The sequence below is a fragment of the Vibrio aphrogenes genome (assembly GCF_002157735.2).
GTDB classification, from domain to species: Bacteria; Pseudomonadota; Gammaproteobacteria; order Enterobacterales; family Vibrionaceae; genus Vibrio; species Vibrio aphrogenes.
On the sequence record NZ_AP018689.1, the window covers coordinates 392,678 to 408,027 of the forward strand.

15 protein-coding genes and 1 tRNA gene are annotated in these 15,350 nt (G+C 42.5%); 8 read left to right on the forward strand and 8 right to left on the reverse strand.

The genetic code is table 11. From position 1 onward, the window contains the following. Nucleotides 1–250: 250 nt before the first annotated feature. The 3 genes from VCA1004_RS01920 (at nucleotide 251) to VCA1004_RS01930 (ending at nucleotide 2,071) form a co-directional block, all read left to right on the forward strand. On the forward strand, nucleotides 251–1,234 hold the full coding sequence (locus VCA1004_RS01920) for a permease (protein ID WP_086982167.1): 984 nt from the start codon (nucleotides 251–253) through the stop codon (nucleotides 1,232–1,234). 9 nt (nucleotides 1,235–1,243) lie between these two features. After that, nucleotides 1,244–1,480, forward strand: a complete 237-nt coding sequence (locus VCA1004_RS01925) for a thioredoxin family protein (RefSeq protein ID WP_086982168.1) — start codon at nucleotides 1,244–1,246, stop codon at nucleotides 1,478–1,480. A gap of 66 nt (nucleotides 1,481–1,546) precedes the next feature. Beyond that, complete coding sequence (locus VCA1004_RS01930) at nucleotides 1,547–2,071, forward strand: RNA polymerase sigma factor (protein WP_086982169.1); 525 nt, start codon at nucleotides 1,547–1,549, stop codon at nucleotides 2,069–2,071. Between the two features lie 62 nt (nucleotides 2,072–2,133). Here VCA1004_RS01930 and VCA1004_RS01935 read toward each other — a convergent pair. The 5 genes from VCA1004_RS01935 to rpsU form a co-directional block, all read right to left on the reverse strand. Then, nucleotides 2,134–2,210 (reverse strand) — tRNA-Ile (locus tag VCA1004_RS01935). Nucleotides 2,211–2,362: 152 nt separating this feature from the next. After that, entirely contained in the window at nucleotides 2,363–4,219 is a 1,857-nt protein-coding gene (rpoD, locus tag VCA1004_RS01940; protein WP_126000516.1) for an RNA polymerase sigma factor RpoD, read from the reverse strand. Between the two features lie 121 nt (nucleotides 4,220–4,340). Then, nucleotides 4,341–6,101, reverse strand: a complete 1,761-nt coding sequence (gene dnaG / locus VCA1004_RS01945; RefSeq protein ID WP_086982171.1) for a DNA primase — start codon at nucleotides 6,099–6,101, stop codon at nucleotides 4,341–4,343. A gap of 307 nt (nucleotides 6,102–6,408) precedes the next feature. Next, on the reverse strand, nucleotides 6,409–6,852 hold the full coding sequence (locus tag VCA1004_RS01950; protein WP_086982172.1) for a GatB/YqeY domain-containing protein: 444 nt from the start codon (nucleotides 6,850–6,852) through the stop codon (nucleotides 6,409–6,411). A gap of 30 nt (nucleotides 6,853–6,882) precedes the next feature. Next, nucleotides 6,883–7,098 carry a 30S ribosomal protein S21 gene (gene rpsU, locus VCA1004_RS01955; protein ID WP_017024921.1) on the reverse strand — a complete coding sequence of 72 codons (216 nt, stop codon included), beginning with the start codon at nucleotides 7,096–7,098 and terminating at the stop codon, nucleotides 6,883–6,885. Nucleotides 7,099–7,327: 229 nt separating this feature from the next. On the opposite strand from rpsU, the gene tsaD reads away from it, so the two are divergent. Further along, entirely contained in the window at nucleotides 7,328–8,362 is a 1,035-nt protein-coding gene (gene tsaD / locus VCA1004_RS01960; protein WP_086982173.1) for a tRNA (adenosine(37)-N6)-threonylcarbamoyltransferase complex transferase subunit TsaD, read from the forward strand. 161 nt (nucleotides 8,363–8,523) lie between these two features. Here the strand turns inward: tsaD and plsY are convergent, their stop codons facing one another. After that, entirely contained in the window at nucleotides 8,524–9,135 is a 612-nt protein-coding gene (gene plsY, locus VCA1004_RS01965; protein ID WP_086982174.1) for a glycerol-3-phosphate 1-O-acyltransferase PlsY, read from the reverse strand. Nucleotides 9,136–9,314: 179 nt separating this feature from the next. Here plsY and folB point away from each other — a divergent pair, with 179 nt between their 5' ends. Beyond that, nucleotides 9,315–9,668, forward strand: coding sequence for a dihydroneopterin aldolase (gene folB / locus VCA1004_RS01970; RefSeq protein WP_086982175.1), 354 nt, complete (start codon nucleotides 9,315–9,317; stop codon nucleotides 9,666–9,668). Continuing rightward, complete coding sequence (folK, locus tag VCA1004_RS01975) at nucleotides 9,665–10,147, forward strand: 2-amino-4-hydroxy-6-hydroxymethyldihydropteridine diphosphokinase (RefSeq protein WP_086982176.1); 483 nt, start codon at nucleotides 9,665–9,667, stop codon at nucleotides 10,145–10,147. Before folB ends, folK begins: the two co-directional genes overlap by 4 nt. A 145-nt stretch (nucleotides 10,148–10,292) precedes the next feature. Here the strand turns inward: folK and VCA1004_RS01980 are convergent, their stop codons facing one another. Together VCA1004_RS01980 and VCA1004_RS01985 are read right to left on the reverse strand one after the other, a co-directional pair. Beyond that, on the reverse strand, nucleotides 10,293–11,057 hold the full coding sequence (locus VCA1004_RS01980; RefSeq protein WP_086982177.1) for an undecaprenyl-diphosphate phosphatase: 765 nt from the start codon (nucleotides 11,055–11,057) through the stop codon (nucleotides 10,293–10,295). 141 nt (nucleotides 11,058–11,198) lie between these two features. Beyond that, nucleotides 11,199–12,422 carry a multifunctional CCA addition/repair protein gene (locus tag VCA1004_RS01985; RefSeq protein WP_086982178.1) on the reverse strand — a complete coding sequence of 408 codons (1,224 nt, stop codon included), beginning with the start codon at nucleotides 12,420–12,422 and terminating at the stop codon, nucleotides 11,199–11,201. Nucleotides 12,423–12,584: 162 nt separating this feature from the next. Between VCA1004_RS01985 and VCA1004_RS01990 the strand changes: the two genes are divergently transcribed. Then, the gene (locus VCA1004_RS01990) at nucleotides 12,585–14,324 is read left to right on the forward strand and encodes an AAA family ATPase (RefSeq protein ID WP_086982179.1); all 1,740 of its coding nucleotides are present in this window, start codon (nucleotides 12,585–12,587) and stop codon (nucleotides 14,322–14,324) included. Then, nucleotides 14,321–15,229 carry a general secretion pathway protein GspB gene (locus VCA1004_RS01995; RefSeq protein ID WP_086982180.1) on the forward strand — a complete coding sequence of 303 codons (909 nt, stop codon included), beginning with the start codon at nucleotides 14,321–14,323 and terminating at the stop codon, nucleotides 15,227–15,229. The genes VCA1004_RS01990 and VCA1004_RS01995 overlap by 4 nt, the downstream gene beginning before the upstream one ends. The last annotated feature ends 121 nt before the right edge of the window (nucleotides 15,230–15,350 follow it).

The window sequence follows — 15,350 nt, forward strand, 5'->3', positions numbered from 1 at the left end:
TTTTGGTGTGATTAAAAATAGATTATTGATTAAGAGGGCTGCTGCTTTATCGCTATCTACTCATGAGTATACGTTGATAAACAGTGTATTTACTCGCTCTTAACTTTTTATTTTCAATTTTCTTGAGATTAACCATTTTATTGCTATCTAGTTATTGCCATTGTTATCGAGATAAAAACCCTCTTTTGTGCATCCTTTTTTTCTTTGCTACGTGTTAGGAGTATAGATTGAATGAAAGGTGCATTACATCATGCTGGAAATTTTTACTACCTTAGCGAATTGGTTGACCTACGATACTTTCAACTTACCTCGCCATACTCCTAGTGCAGAGGCTATTCATTTTTTTATCGAAGATACCTCTAAGATTTTAGTTCTATTGGTTTTGCTTATTTATATCATTGCATTTTTAAGAGCAGCTTTGAATGTCGAGCGTGTGCGTGATTTCCTACAAGGCAAAAGAAAAGGGGTGGGGTATGTATTAGGGGCGACATTTGGGGCGATCACGCCATTTTGTTCATGCAGCTCCATTCCTCTTTTTATGGGATTTATTTCAGCACGTATTCCTTTGGGGGTCACCATGGCCTTTTTGGTGACTTCGCCACTGATCAATGAAGTTGTAGTGATCATGCTTGGCGGGATATTAGGGATTAAATTCACCTTAATGTATATCATCTTGGGCATTTCATTAGGCGTGGTTGCTGGCCTTTTAATTGATATGACTAAATCCTATCGTTGGTTGCAGCCATTTTTGGCCAATATTTATGAACATGAGCAGCAAGCTAGCAATACCGTGGATGTAGTAACCACCAAAACATTGTCATTAAAAGAACATCACCTTTTTGCCAAACAAGAAATGCTTGCGGTTGTTAAACGTATTTGGAAATGGGTCATTGTTGGTGTTGGGATTGGCGCAATGATACATGGTTTCATTCCTGCGCAATGGTTTAAAGAAAACTTATCAGCAGGTCAATGGTGGTCAGTACTAGTTTCTTCCTTGATTGCAATTCCAATGTATACCAATGCTAGCGGTATTGTACCGATTATGGCGTCTTTAATTGATAAAGGCGTTCCTCTTGGTACGACTTTGGCCTTTTGCATGAGTGCGGTTGCGGTAAGTTTGCCGGAATTTATTATGCTCAAGCAAGTGATGACATATCGCTTACTTGCAATGTTAGCAGGATACATCTTTGTGGCGATCACGCTGATTGGCTGGATGTTTAATTACTATTATTAAGGGTAGACTATGAAAAAAGTGAATGTGTATGGCTCCGGATGTGCTAATTGTACTGAAACCGTAAACCGATTCATTGAGGTGGCTCAAGATATGAATATCAAGGTATCGGTTGAGAAAACCACTAACTTAGAAGCAATCATGTTAGCCGGTATCATGAGTACTCCAGGGGTCGCGATTGATGGTGTAGTAAAGCATACGGGATCAGTGCCTAGCAAAGAGGTCGTGATGCAATTACTCAGTGAATAAACAAGTTGATAAGATGCCTAAGTTAAAAAAGGCATCTTATTGTTCGTTTTAGAGAGCCTATATTAGATGAAGTGTTTATTAAAAGCGTGGAATGACAATGAAAAATTGATTTTCAATTGGTTGGTTAAACAAACGCAAGATCAAGAGCTTGCACAAGATATCATGCAAGATGTCTTTTTAAGTTCGATGAAAAATCCTAACCGTTTTTGTAACTTAGATGATGCAAAGTCTTGGTTATTTAAAGTCGTGAAGAATCGCTATATTGATGTTTTGCGAAAACAAATATTAAGCGAAGAGATTGATGACAATGTGCCTAGCCATAAAATAGAGCAAGATACCGTTGTGCAAATGCAAACGTGTTTACCTATCATCTTGCCAATGTTATCACCTTCTGAGAGGTCAGTGATTGAGTTATGTGACTTGCAAGGACTGACCCAAAAACAGTATGCGCAGCAATATGATTTATCGTTAAGTGCTGTCAAAGCAAGACTACTTCGAGCTCGCAAGAAATTAAAAACATTGCTGATTGAACAGTGCCAAGTGAAGAAAGAAGACGGTGTGGTTTGTTGTTTTAAAGGTATAAATACTTGACCCAAAACTGAAAATACAAAAAAAGGCGTAGCGGTTACTAACCTGCTACGCCTTTCTGTATATGGTGGCCCCACACAGACTTGAACTGTGGACCTAACGATTATGAGTCGTGCGCTCTAACCAACTGAGCTATGGGGCCGAATTGTTGGAAGATTATAGGGGAATGACTGAGTGCTGTCTAGATAGGAGCTCGTATAATGCGCTTAGTTTTTATCCACTTAAACCATTTTAAATTGTAGATACAAAAAAGGTGAGCTTAACACTCACCTTTTGATCTAACTAATAGCTTACTTACTCGTCTAGGAAGCTGCGCAGTGTTTCTGAGCGGCTTGGATGACGAAGTTTACGTAGTGCTTTTGCTTCGATTTGACGAATACGTTCACGAGTCACATCGAATTGCTTACCCACTTCTTCTAACGTGTGGTCGGTGTTCATGTCGATACCGAAACGCATACGTAGAACTTTCGCTTCACGAGGGGTTAGGCCTGCTAGAACGTCTTTAGTCGCAAACTTCAAGCTGGTTGAGGTTGCTGAATCTAGAGGCAATTCTAGAGTGGTATCTTCAATGAAATCGCCTAGATGTGAATCTTCATCATCACCGATAGGGGTTTCCATTGAGATTGGCTCTTTAGCAATCTTCAAGACTTTACGAATTTTGTCTTCTGGCATTTGCATGCGTTCAGCCAATTCTTCTGGTAGTGGTTCACGACCCATTTCTTGAAGCATCTGACGAGAGATACGGTTCAATTTGTTAATGGTTTCGATCATGTGTACCGGAATACGGATCGTACGTGCTTGGTCTGCGATTGAACGAGTGATCGCCTGACGAATCCACCAAGTAGCATAAGTTGAGAACTTATAACCACGACGGTATTCGAATTTATCAACGGCTTTCATTAGACCGATGTTACCTTCTTGGATTAAATCTAAGAATTGTAAACCACGGTTAGTGTATTTTTTCGCAATTGAGATAACCAAACGAAGGTTAGCTTCAACCATTTCTTTTTTCGCACGACGAGCTTTAGCTTCACCGATTGACATACGACGGCTGATATCTTTGATGGTTTGTACATTCAAAGACGTTTCTTCTTCGATAGATTTTAACTTGAAGATACAGCGACGTAGCTCTTCTTCACTTTGTTTGATCTTGTCTGCATACGGTTTACCAGACGATAAAATATCATCTAACCAAGCATCGGAAGATTCATTACCAGTGAAAGCTTGAACAAAGGCTTTCTTCGGCATTTTGCCATATTCAACGACAGTACGAATAATTAAACGTTCTTGTGTACGAACACGATCCATTGAGTTCTTTAAGCCGTTGACTAGGTAGTCAAATTGCTTTGGAACTAAACGGAACTGACGGAAGACATCTAAAAACTCTTGCTTGATATCAGTGATGGCTTTACTTGAGCGGCCATGTTCGTTGATAGCAAGTTGAAGATTTTGATAAGTATTGCGAAGCTCAGTGAAACGCTCTAGAGCAAGCTCTGGATCGATACCAACTTCTTCTTCTTCCGTTTCTGAATCGTCATCATCTTCATCGTCGTCATCCAGATCATCATCATCGTCATCAACGACAGATAATTCTGAACCAACGTGAGTCGCGGTTGGAGCTGCGTTGCCATCATCATCTGGATCGACAAAACCAGAGATAATGTCAGTTAAGCGAAGCTCTTCGGCTTGAACTTTATCGAATTGTTCAAGGATATAAGAAATCGTGCCTGGGTATTCTGCGACTGAGCATTGGACTTGGTTGATGCCATCTTCAATGCGTTTTGCAATGTCGATCTCACCTTCACGAGTTAATAGTTCAACCGTACCCATTTCACGCATATACATACGTACTGGGTCTGTTGTTCGGCCAATTTCACTTTCAACACTTGAAAGTGCAGCTGCTGCAGCTGCTGCAGCTTCGGCTGCGTCTTCATCTGCTACGGCCTCATTCAACATAAGATCATCCGCATCAGGTGCGGTTTCAACGACTTGGATACCCATGTCGTTAATCATTTGAATGATGTCTTCTACCTGTTCTGAATCTACGATTTCTTCAGGTAGGTGGTCGTTTACTTCGGCGTAGGTCAGGTAGCCTTGTTCCTTACCTTTGGCGACAAGTAACTTGAGCTGTGACTGCGGATTTTGATCCATCGACGATATCCAACTTGAGGTCTGAGTGAAGAATATTAGTATGCGAAATGCAAACCGCCAATTATAACAAATTTAATCATTGCTCGCCACTCAAGAACCGTGATCTTGGGGCGTTGCTGAACTAAGGACGTTGAAGAATGAGATCTTGCAACTCCCGTTTTTCCTCGACTGATAAGCCGGAGCTTCTTTCTTTCGCTTGCAATGTTTCTATTTGTTTTTCAACACATTGAGCTAGTATTTTATCCAATGTGTCTAAAAATACATCTTGTTCATTATCATCATTGAGGGGGATATCCCAATTCATTAAACGTGATAATAATGCTTCATTTTTTTGATTACGCCAGTATTCCATTAACTGTGCAGAGTTGATATTGGGATTTTCTCGGCAAATATCAAGTACGTTTAATAATAAACTTAATCCTGGTAAGTCAATTTGACGAATGGAATTTAAGTCTGGCGCTAATTCAGCATAGCTGGGTTTTTGTAAAAGTAACGCAATAACCACTCGCATTGGTGTTCGTTTGATTTCTTTATGCGGTTGCGGTGTAGTTTGTGTTGAGTTGTTTTTACTGATTAACTGCTGTAATTGACGTTCATCGAGTAACCCGAGTTTTTTTCCTAGTAAGTCCCTTAAGTATAGACGTAATGTACCACCTGGGACTTTTTCAATTAAAGGAACCGCGAGCGAGGTCAATTTTGCTTTCCCTTCGTTGCTGCTGGTATCCACTTGTTGCATGAGTGTCGAAAATAGAAATTCAGACAAGGAAGTAGCATGAAATACGTGTTGCTCAAACTGTTGTTTACCGTGTTCGCGGATATAAGAATCTGGATCTTCACCATCAGGTAAAAACATAAATTTCAGTTGTCTACCATCGGTTAAGTAGGGCAAAGCATTTTCCATGGCACGCCACGCGGCTTCTTTACCTGCTCGGTCACCATCATAACAACAGACCACGGTACTGGTTTGACGAAATAGCATTTGCATATGATCGCCCGTGGTTGAGGTTCCTAGCGCCGCGACAGCATAATCGACCCCATATTGAGCCAAGGCCACCACATCCATATACCCTTCAACAACTAAGATTTGTTCAGGTTCACGGTGACTTTGTAGGACGTCATACAGGCCGTAAAGCTCTTTACCTTTATGGAAAACTGGGGTTTCTGGTGAATTGAGATATTTAGGTTTTTCATCACCTAATACTCGACCACCAAACCCAATTACCCGGCCACGTCGGTCACGAATTGGGAACATTATTCGGCCACGAAAACGGTCGTAGCGATTTCCTTTATCGTTTTCAATCAGCATTCCGCCTTCAACCAGCATATCCTGTACGGTTTTTTGCTGACCAAAGTTTTTACGTACGCAATCCCATTCATCGGGCACATAGCCAATGCCAAACTTTTGGACTATTTCACCCGATAAGCCGCGATTTTTAAGGTATTCAATTGCGATTTTATTGGCGCCGACTTTTAGTTGGGAGCGGTAATATTGGCTAATGCTGCCTAGTAAGTCGTATAAATTACGTTTTTGTTCAGCGTTAACTTTAGGGGCTGAATTTGAAAACTGGCCGCCGCTACGTTGCTCTCTTGGAACTTCCAAGCCTTGTAAGTGAGCCAGTTCTTCAATGGCTTCAACGAACTCTAAGTGTTCGTATTCCATCATAAAATCAATGGCATTACCGTGTACACCACAACCAAAGCAATGATAAGTCTGACGGTCAGGGCTAACAATAAAAGAAGGCGATTTTTCATTATGAAACGGGCAACATGCTCCGTAGTTCTTACCTTGTTTTTTGAGTTTTACTCGCGGATCGACCAGATCCACGATATCAACGCGTGCAAGAAGGTCATCAATAAAACTACGTGGTATGTGTCCTGCCATAAAAATTTAAACTCTTAATGATTGTTTAAGTTGGGCAAATGATAATTTAGTTCCTAGTTCCTAGTTCCTAGTTCCTAGTTCCTAGTTCCTAGTTCCTAGTTCCTAGTTCCTAGTTCCTAGTTCCTAGTTCCTAGGGGCGATAACCTATATTTCACTTGTTATTGCAGTGTGTTTTTATTGGTGGATTAAAGTTAATAGAGATAGTTTTCCTAGAAACTAGGGACTAGAAACCTTGTATCCTTTTATATACAAACAAGCCGTGCAACTCCAAAGAAGTGCACGGCTTGGTTTAATTTATTTGGGAAGATTAAGCTAATTTAGCGCGAACTAAACCACTTACTTTGCCCATATCTGCACGGCCTTGAAGTAGAGGTTTTAATACCCCCATAACGTTCCCCATGTCTTGCATGCCCGCTGCACCTGAATCAAGGATAGCTTTATCAACTAAAGCTGCCACTTCTTCTTCGCTAAGCGGTTGAGGCATAAATTCCTCAAGAACGATAATTTCTGCTTTTTCAGCATCTGCAAGATCTTGACGATTTGCAGCTTCATATTGCGTAACAGAATCGCGACGCTGTTTAACCATTTTAGTCAGCACACTAATGATGTCGTCATCGCTCAGAGTGATCTGTTCGTCGACTTCACGTTGTTTAATGGCTGAAAGAGCTAAACGGATAGTGCCAAGGCGTAATTTATCCTTGGCTTTCATCGCTAATTTTTGCTCATCTTTAAGTTGGTCAATCAGAGCCATAACTTAAGTCCTTAGTGGGAGATTAAGTTATTAGTACAAGCGAACGCGACGTGCGTTTTCGCGAGCTAGCTTTTTAGCGTGACGCTTTTGAGCCGCTGCTTTAGCGCGTTTACGTACAGTTGTTGGTTTTTCATAATGCTCACGACGACGCACTTCAGAAAGAACACCTGCTTTTTCGCAAGAGCGCTTGAAACGACGTAATGCTACGTCAAACGGTTCGTTATCACGTACTTTAACTACTGGCATATGCCTTTCACCTCAGGGGTTATTCGTTAATGCTGATCTTTGAATTCGCCCCAAACTTGGAACGTAAAGTAATCAGCTAGATCAAAAATGGTGCGGAATTTTAATCCGATCGCTACCCATTTGTAAAGCATTATCAAGGTAAGATCTGGTTAAATTTTTTCCGAAGCGGTAAGATTACGCTCAATTAAAGAAAAATCAACTAATCGACTTAGACGGTCGTGAGAATATTATGCGAATTTTAGGTATTGAAACGTCATGTGATGAGACCGGGATTGCCATCTATGATGAAGAGCAAGGCTTGTTATCTCATCAACTTTATAGTCAAGTTAAATTGCACGCCGATTATGGTGGCGTGGTGCCTGAGCTGGCGTCTCGAGATCATGTGAAAAAGACCATTCCTTTGATTAAGGCGGCGTTAAAAGAAGCCGGATTGACCTCAAGCGACATTGATGGTGTGGCTTATACCGCAGGCCCTGGCTTAGTGGGCGCGCTGCTGGTTGGTGCAACGATTGGACGCAGTTTGGCTTACGCTTGGAATGTGCCGGCTGTGCCAGTTCATCATATGGAAGGACACTTATTAGCGCCAATGCTGGAAGATAATCCACCTGCTTTTCCGTTTGTGGCTTTGCTCGTTTCGGGTGGGCATACCATGATGGTGGAAGTTAACGGTATTGGTGAATATCAAATTTTAGGTGAATCAATTGATGATGCTGCTGGTGAAGCTTTTGATAAAACCGCTAAATTGATGGGTTTAGATTATCCTGGCGGTCCATTACTTTCTCGCTTAGCGGAAAATGGTACTCCTGGTCGCTTTAAGTTTCCTCGACCAATGACTGATCGTCCGGGTTTGGATTTTAGCTTCTCTGGCTTAAAAACCTTTGCCGCTAATACGATTGCTGCAAATGATGATTCTGAACAAACGCGTGCCGATATTGCTTATGCTTTCCAAGAAGCGGTTTGTGATACTTTAGTCATTAAATGCCGACGTGCATTAGAACAAACAGGGCTAAAGCGTATCGTTATTGCTGGCGGAGTAAGTGCTAACAAACAGCTTCGTTTATCATTAGAAGCGTTAGCGAAAAAAGTCGGTGGTGCGGTCTATTATCCGAGAACTGAATTTTGTACTGATAATGGTGCCATGATCGCTTATGCGGGAATGCAACGTTTACGTAATGGTGAGATGACCGATCTTTCTGTACAAGCTCAGCCTCGTTGGCCGATTGACCAATTAGAGCCCATCGCGGTAGCTCCTATTGCAGAATAACCCATACACCTATAAATCTTACGGCAGCCAATGGTTGCCGTTTTTTATGCTGTGGGGTTTGTGTGAGCATGGATTCGTGGAGATGGAACGAGGGGGATATCAACCGCACTCATTATCTGAGCATAATTATCCGAAGCTGAGGTTAATTAGTGTGATTGGTATTATTCTTGCGCTTCTTTGGTGGCGGTTTTCGATTTCACTTTGGGTTCACTACCATCAATTAAGCGTTTGATGTTGGCATAATGACGGAAAATGATGAGACAAGATAACATCGCCACTGGAATTGTGTATTGCGGTTTGACTAACCAAGTGTAAAAAGGCGCAAGTAAAGTGGTGATAATAGCCGCGAGTGAAGAATAGCGAGTGCTAAAAAAAGTGACGAGCCAAGTCGCCATGAGCATACCAGTTAAGTCAAAACCGATAGGGGCCATCGTACCGATTGCGGTTGCCACCCCTTTGCCGCCTTTGAAATGAAAAAATAAGGGGTAGATATGGCCTAAGCAGGCGGCTACGCCAATAAAGCCTAATAATAAAGGTTCAATGCCGAGGTAATAGCTAAGCCAAACCGGGATCATTCCTTTGAGAATATCGCAGACTAACACTGCAATTGCCGCTGATTTTCCACCAACGCGCAACACATTAGTGGCACCGGGATTGTGTGAGCCTTGCTGTCTTGGATCGGGCAATTTGCACAGACGACAGATCAATACCGCACTCGAGATTGACCCGAGTAAATACGCGAAAATGATCATAATAAGTGCCAAAATACTCATGCTTTTCCTAGGCAGTGGTGAAACGATATGATTGGAATATATACTTCAATTTGCTTAGATATAGTATATTTTTCGCATCTTACGTGTTTTTATCTCAATTGGGTATCCGATGAGTCGTAAACTTACACATTCATCAATATTAATCTTGTCATTAACTTAGAAAAGGGAGTGGGGTAGCTTTGGATAAAGTATTTATTGAACAATTAGAGGTGATCACCACCATCGGTGCTTATGACTGGGAACAAGAGATTAAACAAAAGCTCATTCTTAATCTTGAAATGGCACATGACAATCGTCCCGCAGGGAAAAGTGATGATGTTAATGATGCGCTTGATTATGCCAAAGTCAGCCAAGCGGTATTACAACATATAGAATCTGGGCATTTTCAATTGGTAGAACGTGTGGCGGAAGAAGTTGCGGAGTTAATCATGGAGCAATTTTCAGTTCCTTGGGTCAAGATTCATTTGATTAAACCTGGCGCAGTTCCTCAAGCTAAAGGGGTTGGTGTCATTATTGAACGAGGTCAACTGTGACCTTAGCCTATATTGGAGTAGGTTCTAATCTTGAAAGACAAACTCATATTAGGGCAGCCTATCAAGAGTTGTCTTTATTAGGCTTGGTTCGCGCGTCTAATGTGTATGAATGCCAGCCAGTCGGGTTTGATAGCCATGCTTTTTATAATTGCGTGATGGAATTAGATACTGAGCTCTCACTGACTCAATTGCACCATCAGCTAAGAAATATTGAGTTAAAGTGGGGACGTCAACCTAATGCTCAAAAACTACAAGACCGAACTTTAGATTTGGATTTATTATTGTTTGGGGAGCAAGTGTCGACTGACAATCCAACCTTGCCTAGAAGCGATATTTTTAAATTTGAATTTGTGTTACGCCCTTTGTGGGAGCTCTCTCCGCAACTCCTCATTGCTTCAGATGGACGAACTATTGAGCAAATTTGGCAGCAGTTTCAAGGCCCTAAAAACAGCTTAACCTTGGCAGACTTTGCTTTTTAACCGTTAAAATTAACTAACCAATTCGTCATTAAAAAAACGAGCCATCAGAGCTCGTTTTTTATTAAGGGGGAGGTTAGTTGCTGCCGCCGTGCCTTTTGGTTACCTAGTAGATTGGTATAAGGCATCACAGTCGCTCAATGCTTGATTAAGCCATCGCTAAGAGTAATAACCCAAAGAGGATGCGGTAAACACCAAAGCCAACAAAGGTGAATTTTGCTAAGAAGTTGATGAATAACTTAATAACGAAATACGCGACAATAAAGGCGGTGACAAAGCCGACTGCTAAGTTAGTAAAGTCAGCACTGGTAAAATCTTGGTAGTGTTTTAATAAATCATAACCTGAAGCGGCGGCAAGAACCGGTAAGCCCAATAAGAATGAAAATTCCGCACAAGTTTTACGGTTTAAACCAACTAACATTGCGCCAATAATCGTTGCGCCAGCACGGCTGGTTCCGGGGACGAGTGCAAAGATTTGCGCAAAGCCAATCCACATGGCCTGTTTCATGGAGACGTCGTTGACATCAACCGTCGGGCACGCTTCTTCTTGGTAATAGCGTTCCACGGCAATAAAGATGATCCCGCCGATAATAAACATCACGCCGACAATTGTGACGCTGAACAAGGCTTTGACCACATCGCTTAATAAGAAGCCAATGATCCCAATGGGTAAGAAGGCGACAGCGACTTTCACCCACAGTTCAAAAAAGCGAGGATGAAACTTTTCTTTATAATTGGCAATCACCGCTAAAATGGCCGCTACTTGAATGATCACTTCAAAAGCTTGGTTGGTATCTGTGTTGGCAATGCCTAACCAATCACCGACAACAATCATGTGTCCGGTGGATGAAATGGGTAAAAATTCCGTAATACCTTCGATTATGCCAAGCACAATAGAGTCAAAAATGGTCATGAGACAGGAGGTTCCTATGTGTCGTTTGAGGTGAGATAACTCATTCAAACTTAAGCTATTATTAATAAATTATTGTTAAGAGGGTTTCAATTTTTCATCATTGTCGATGTTTCTTACAAGCTTTTCAAACTTTTCATAGTGTTAGTATGACTCTTTGGCTTGTTGAATGGCCTGTATCCGTTGTTTATCTAATTCTTCACGAATGGCTTTACCTTGAAAGCCTTGTTGAATAATTGATTGAACATCGATTGCAATTGCGGCTTGGTAATAGTGCTGCATTCTATGTTTTTGTGGATAAGGAGCAGCTTGCATACCTAAGCGACCTTGATGATCTGCTTGGCAGCATTGCAATACTTGTTGAAAACGTTCGGGTTTTCGCCAGACATCGATTTGATTGAACAATTTGAGTACGGTCGAGGCTTTAAGTTCAAAAGTGCGATGAATATTGGAATGATGTTGGCACACCAATAAGGCTAAATCTCGGCACTCATTCGGTACGGTGAGTCTTTGACACAGTGTTTTGATTAATGAAATGCCGCTATGACAATGCATTTTATGGCTCGGCCATTCGTGCTTTGGTGTTACGCCTTTGCCAAGATCATGCACTTGCGCGGCAAAGCGAACGCAGAGTTGCTCACTTAATTGGGCTGCTTGTTGGGCGACCATCAAGGTGTGAATACCGGTATCAATTTCTGGATGCCATTGTGGCGGTTGAGGTACCCCAAATAAGGCATCGACTTCAGGTAGAATATCAGCTAACGCGCCGCATTCTTTTAAGACTTCAAGAAAAACTTGTGGCGCTTGAGTGGATAGCGATTTTTGCCACTCTTGCCATACGCGTTCAGCGGTGAGGTATTGCAACTCACCGGATTGGACGATGTGTTTCATTAATTGCATAGTTTCTGGGGCAATTGAAAACCCCAGAGGACTGAGCTTGGCGGCAAATCGTGCTACCCGTAAGACTCGTAATGGATCTTCGCTAAAAGCGGGAGACACATGGCGTAACAAGAGTTGCTCTAGATCCGCTTGCCCATGATAAGGATCGTAAAGCTTGCCATCGGCGCTTTGGGCGATGGCATTGATGGTTAAATCCCGTCGCGCAAGATCCTCTTCTAAACTGACATCTGGCGCGTAATGGCACTCAAAACCAGTATAACCTTGTCCCGATTTCCGTTCTGTTCTGGCAAGGGCGTATTCCTCTTGCGTTTGTGGATGTAAAAAAACCGGAAAGTCTTGTCCCACCGCACGGAAACCTTGTGCGAGCATCTCTTGTGGACTACTGCCGACGACCACCCAATCTTTATCGTAATTGGGGATGCCAAGTAAATGATCTCGTACCGCACCGCCAACAAGATATATTTCCACAATGTGTCCTTTTTCAACTAATGCAAATCAATGTAATGAGTCGATATTCTAGCAATAAATGGAATTTGCGCTACATTGCGCTGGCTTCTTGCTATAAATCGCTAGGGGATTGGTGTAGCTTATAGGTTACTTCATCGTTAGTGTTAATTTTGAGTATTGTGCATGTATAAAGACTTTTTTGGTCTCACCGATTTACCGTTCACCATAGTTCCAAGCTCTCGTTATATTTTTTTAAGTGCGCGACACCGAGAAGCCATGAATCATTTGCAGGTTGGCTTAGGTGGCGGCGGCGGTTTTGCGCTATTAACTGGTGAAGTGGGGACGGGAAAAACCACCGTATCCAAAGCGTTATTGAGTGTCTTAGACGATCAAGTGAAAACCGGATTATTGCTCAATCCAACTTACACCAGTTCAGATTTACTGGAGGCGATATGCGATGAGTTTTCCATTGCCTATCAACCTGAAGCCAGCCTAAAACAATTAACCCAGGCGATTTATCAATACTTGTTGGATAACCATGGTAAAGGGATAAAAACCTTATTATTGATTGATGAAGCTCAGCATTTATCTGCTGATGTGTTAGAGCAATTGCGTTTATTAACCAATTTAGAAACTGAAAGCCAAAAGTTATTACGCGTGTTGTTGATCGGCCAACCAGAACTGCAATATAAATTACAAACCGAGCAATTGCGGCAATTGGCTCAGCGGATTACTGGGCGCTACCATTTGTTACCGCTCACGGCTGATGAAGTGTCACAATATATTCAATTTCGTTTGCACGTAGCGGGCTGTCAGCAAGATATTTTTACCGCTAAGGCGACGAAGTGGATTGCTAAGCAGACCCAGGGTGTCCCGCGTTTGATCAATCTGGTGTGTGATAAATGTTTACTGTATGCCTATTACAGCGGGGAGGCGCAAGTGTCTCTGTCGGTGGCACAAAAGGCATGCCAAGATGTGATGTCATTTCAGTGTCCGGTAAATATGGATCCTGCCAGCTCGCGATCTCCTTATGCTCAATCTGTAGCCTCACACCGTACTCATGTTAACTGGGTTGGGTATGCGGGCAGTTTGCTGGTTGGGAGCGTAGTGGCGGGGCTGCTTTGGATGTTGGCTAGCACTTGGTATGTCAATGGGCACTCTGTACAAGCCAACCAATTAAAGCAAGATTCTACTTCAAATATCCATCTTGAGACGGAGTCAACAAAGGCCGAGTCATTGACGGCTAACCACTCAAACCCAGAAGCTTTGAATACAGAGTCTTCTTCCTTACATAAGGTGGATGAGTTAGTGACCCCTTTGATACAAGCCAGTCATAATCCTCTGGCTTCGATGCGCACGTTATTTTCATTATGGGGTTATGAGGTTACCAGCACGGAAGCCAATTGCCAGCAAGCAATCAGGGCACAATTGTATTGCTACCAAGCCTCGGGCTCGTTAAATGATCTTGCGGTGATCAATCGCCCTGCTATGTTGACGATGCAAGATAATTATCGTTCTTATTTTGCCATTTTATACAAACTGACGGATGACCAAGCTCAGCTGTTAATGGACGATGAACGGATTGAAGTACCACTTAACTGGCTCAAGCAGCATTGGTCGGGTGAGTATCAATTGCTTTGGCATAGCGACCTTGCAGATCGCACCTTGAAACTGTATTCCAAAGGGGAAGAGGTCGTGAAACTAAACCGTTTATTGTCGCAGGTTTTAGGTGAACCAATACACAATACCAGCGAGTTTGATCATAGTGTGAAACAAAAAGTAGAGGCTTTTCAATTGTGGCAAGGCATTCATGTTGATGGCATTGCTGGTAAAAAAACACGCATGTTGCTTGATAGCTATGTGAATTCTCAAGCGCCTCGAGTGGTTGATGTTGGCGTTTCATCGTTCATTGGGGAAAAATGATGTCACAAGTGATGCAAGCGTTAAAACAATCGGAACAAGCCTACCAAGCGCAAATGCCAGCTTCGAATGGGCCACTTCGTCAGCCAGCGTCAATGAGGGCAGAAAAACGCAGCCACTACATAAAAGCTACTTTATTTGTGTTGCCTTTGTTGGTGGTGGCCGCCATGGTTTATCCAATGCTTATAAAGACGAAAGAGCGCCCTCAGTTAGAGGCAATAAGCCAATCAAGTATGGCGGCTGACTTGGGTTCATTACAGGGTATAAAGAGGGAGGATCCAGTTGCTCAGCGGCTGTCTTACCCTGAGCTTAAAACGCTTCGCCCTTTACCAGGAAGCTTTATTGTTGATTCGAGAGCGAGCGCAGCGGCCAAGCCTATCGTTAAACCGTTGGTCGCTAAACAGTCGGTCTCACATAATACGAGTGTTCCAACACCAGTAACGACAAACGCGGATAATTCTAATCAGTCGTCAACCGGTAAAATCATCCAAACCGATCAAGTGAACGTGAACGATGGCCGAGAAGACTGGAATGTGGATCACTTGGATCTTTCTGGGTTATCTCCTGAGTTAGCGGAAAAGTTTCAATCTGCGTTACAAGCACACCCTGATTCAGTGGGAGCGTCAGCTAAGAGGAAACCCTCCTCTCAACAACTGAGCGATGCTATTAATTTAGTGGGAAATGAGACTAGGTTTCGTGGTCGATTACCAGCAATGAACTTTGAAACCCACATGTACTCATCGAGAGCCGACAGTCGTTGGATCAAAGTGAATGGGAAAAACGTCCACGAAGGCGAATGGATCATTGATCCTGTGGTGAAGTTGCAGCAAATATTGCCAGGAAGCTTATTGATTCAGTTTGATAATCACATTATTCAGATCCCTGCTTTATATGAGTGGGCGGGCTAATGTTTGGCAAGGAATAACGAAAAGCGAAAATTGAAGAAAATAGCGGCCCCATTGGCCGTTATTTTTGTATTGGGGCTTTATTTCACATTATCTAATGCAGCCGTGGTTTTAAAAGTAGCAA